Source organism: Candidatus Methylacidiphilales bacterium (assembly GCA_025056655.1).
Lineage (GTDB): Bacteria > Verrucomicrobiota > Verrucomicrobiia > Methylacidiphilales > JANWVL01 > JANWVL01.
Map to the genome: position 1 here is coordinate 1 of JANWVL010000013.1, position 3142 is coordinate 3142.

Genomic DNA, 3142 nt, shown 5'->3' on the forward strand with positions numbered 1-3142 from the left:
CCCGAAATCCGCGAGCTGGACATGAATCCCGTCTTCGCGCTCGAACCCGGCAAGGGCGCCTGCATCGTCGACTGCCGAATCCGCGTTGCCCCGCAAACGGTCGGCCAGCCCGCACGTTACAGCTTCGGTTCTCTGATCTGATCCAGTCGCGATAAGCTTGGAAACTACCGCCACGCGGCCTCCGCGGCGCTTATAGTAGGAGCTTGCACGAGTCCATCGTCAAGACACGTTGCCTCCTGGCCGCTTCGACCTATCCATTACATCGATAAAACTTTATAGACGCTACGGCCAATTTCGAATCACCAGCCAATCTGAAAACACTGAGGTGTGACGATACTACACATATCGAAACATCTACGTACTAACCATCTTACAGAGCCGGATCTAGCCCTCACCTCCTCTAAACATATTTACACGCTCTTCTCGGGATGCTCTCTGAATAATCCAGGAAATACCGCTTGTTCCTTAGGTATTGATGGATTACGCGAGCCCACTGATTTGTGATTATGAGTCACTGTCTCCTACGCCGCTGAAGCCATTCGCAAGCGCTTATCCCTAAGACCAAGAATACGGCCTGATGACTAATCCCCGATTAGGGAACATTATCGCCCCCCCCTTTTTTCTCGCAAAGGATTTCACTCATAGCCGTAGGCCCCCAGTTAATGCTGCATAAAGTCGCCCGCGCGGAACGCCGATCTTCTGAGCAAGCACAGTCACAGTATGTATATCTTGACTCGATTTCGACCATTCCGATCGTATCTCATCAGATAATTTCGACTGCAGCTCTTGCCAGTTTTTGGCAAACGCTCTCTCTCGTTGACTCTTAATATCCACCGGCGTCCTTGCAACTTCCTCTGCCCTTAGATCCTCTCCCAAGATGATCTGTTGATGAACACGATACTCTGTCGCCTTCGCATCAGATATCCCTCTGTAACTCGCCACGATTTTTTCCAGTTCACGGCTTTCCGCCTCCGATAACTCGTATAATGGGCCTCTTGGCGACACGATCATCGCTCCGATTGAAATTTTAACCACTTCGGTCACATTGTGCCTCATCTGAATTTTCAGGTAATGTTCCAGATACGTGCCGATAACTCCCGCTTCTGCTTTTCCCGACGATCCATACCCGTGAATGATCTTGATATCCCTTCGCGGTTCTAGCGAAAGCGCCGCCGAATAAAGACTACGAAACTCCTCCATCGCGCTTCTCAAACTCATTCCGTGGACATCGAGCACTAGAAATTGGGATTTCACTTCATTTTCTGCTACCATTCGCCTTCTCCGGCGACATCTCCGACGTATATTCATATTAATCTCAATAATCTCACGCACAATCCATCTTTATTGTGACTCCTTAATATGGAATGACGAGCCCCTAACGAAAAACTATCTGATGTTATTCTTTGTTAAGATACCACAAATATAATACCTTTTGTTGAGATTATTTGCAATGCTCAAAATACGAATGCGCCTATAACGTTGACCTACGCGTGATCCCCCTCGTAATCACGTCATTCGCTGGATGGCCGATTCGTCTTGGAGATTCATATAATCCCGCTAAGCATGCCAATACTTTTTATTCGTACCGCGCTCCAATTCTCTCCTCGACTCGATGACTCGTCTGGCGTGAACAGTATTTTAATGGTATACGCTGCCTAATCACTTTTCTTTAGGATAACGATATCATTGTGATGTCTTTATGTTCTTGACTATCGTCTATCTATCTTCTTATAAGTCTTTTTACTGATTGGGCATCTGCACAAAATCGCGATCTTCTAGTCTCTTTTACAAAGGTTCGCAATCGATCGGGGATCGCAACGGTCATCTGTCTAGCGCTAGGAATAATTTTCAGCCAAGTGACCTTCATCATTTGGCGAAAAGGCTTCCTTAATCATTTCCAGCAGACGACAGACTTTTACCACGTTGGAAGACAGCAATGAGGTGAAGTGAATCCCCGTGGAATCGCTATTGCCGCAATGCTGAGTCTTATGCGGACCATGTGCATGGCAAATCTGGTGTGGCTGACGAACGGCGATCTCTATATAAGCACACGGATAATCTTTATGATCTTTGCGTGCTTTCTGACGGTAAGTTTTAATCAGCACACTTCGTGCCTAATCCGTCGCACTCGACATACCATTAAGAGAAGTTCCGATTTTGATCAGACCGGCGATAGTCGAATGCATTTTTAGTGATGAGCGTCTAGAGAACGCGTTTCGCTCGTTGGCCCGCCCTGATGGGAAGGCGGCACGAATCCTCAGGCAGATAATATTCGGTCCGAATGCTCCCCCAGAGCGAAGGGGAGGACAACATGGCAGAAACGACTACGCCAGATAATCAGCATCAATTTCCTGGAGTAGAGAATCGAAGGGCAATTACTGGGTAAGAAAATTCCGCTTTACGTTAGCGGAAAATTTCGATAAGAATGGATCATTGGAGGATTACTATGAGATGTCCTCTATTATACGTGTCGCTTCTTCTAGGCCTGGCTACGCACACATTTGCAGTCATCGCATGGAACGAAGCAGTAAACGGAGACTTATCGAGCAATCCATCTGCGCCTTCTCTGATTTCACTCGTCGTCGGCACTAACAGCGTTATTGCGTCCTCAGGCGGAGGCGACCATGATTATTTCACATTTACTATCGGGGCGGGGGAATCGCTCGCTTCGTTTATGTTGGCCAGCTACGCCTCCTCCGACCCGGTCGCCTTTGTGGCGATTCAGGTCGGTTCCTCGTGGACTGCAGGGAACAATACTAGCTTGATGATCGCCTGGCAGCACATGGGCCCTGGAAATGTCGGAAATTCCTTGCTCGGCATCACATCCACCACGCCGCTCGGACCCGGGACCTATACTGTGCGGGCGCAGCAACTAGGCGCGCAGACCGATTACCAATTCGATCTGGTTGTCGTCCCCGAGCCGGCAAGTCTTCTTCTGGCTTCCATCGGCCTTGCGACGCTGGCTGTCCGCCGGCGATTGCAGGGATCCTAACCTCAAGCCGTTAAGGGCGCCCCTCTCTTTCTGTTCATCATTCTGCTACCGAAATTCAACGCAGGGTCCAGGAAGTCCCCGCATACAGTTCACCTTTTAGCGACATGCGGTGAGGCCTAATTATCGCTCAAGCAGTATGCACGCATGCGA

Annotated in this window: 3 protein-coding genes; 1 reads left to right on the forward strand and 2 read right to left on the reverse strand. The window is 49.1% G+C overall.

The genetic code is table 11. The annotated features are described in order from the left end of the window. Nucleotides 1-639: 639 nt before the first annotated feature. Together NZM04_00535 and NZM04_00540 are read right to left on the reverse strand one after the other, a co-directional pair. Nucleotides 640-1272, reverse strand: a complete 633-nt coding sequence (locus NZM04_00535; GenBank protein MCS7062531.1) for a Smr/MutS family protein — start codon at nt 1270-1272, stop codon at nt 640-642. A gap of 563 nt (nt 1273-1835) precedes the next feature. Continuing rightward, nucleotides 1836-2105, reverse strand: a complete 270-nt coding sequence (locus tag NZM04_00540; protein ID MCS7062532.1) for a hypothetical protein — start codon at nt 2103-2105, stop codon at nt 1836-1838. Nucleotides 2106-2446: 341 nt separating this feature from the next. Between NZM04_00540 and NZM04_00545 the strand changes: the two genes are divergently transcribed. Continuing rightward, nucleotides 2447-2992 carry a PEP-CTERM sorting domain-containing protein gene (locus tag NZM04_00545; GenBank protein ID MCS7062533.1) on the forward strand — a complete coding sequence of 182 codons (546 nt, stop codon included), beginning with the start codon at nt 2447-2449 and terminating at the stop codon, nt 2990-2992. Nucleotides 2993-3142: the final 150 nt, after the last annotated feature.

Bases quoted from the DNA above. Each gene is read 5' to 3' on its own strand.
- NZM04_00535 (MCS7062531.1), bottom strand. From the start codon at position 1,272: ATGGTAGCAGAAAATGAAGTGAAATCCCAATTTCTAGTGCTCGATGTC.
- NZM04_00545 (MCS7062533.1), top strand. From the start codon at position 2,447: ATGAGATGTCCTCTATTATACGTGTCGCTTCTTCTAGGCCTGGCTACG.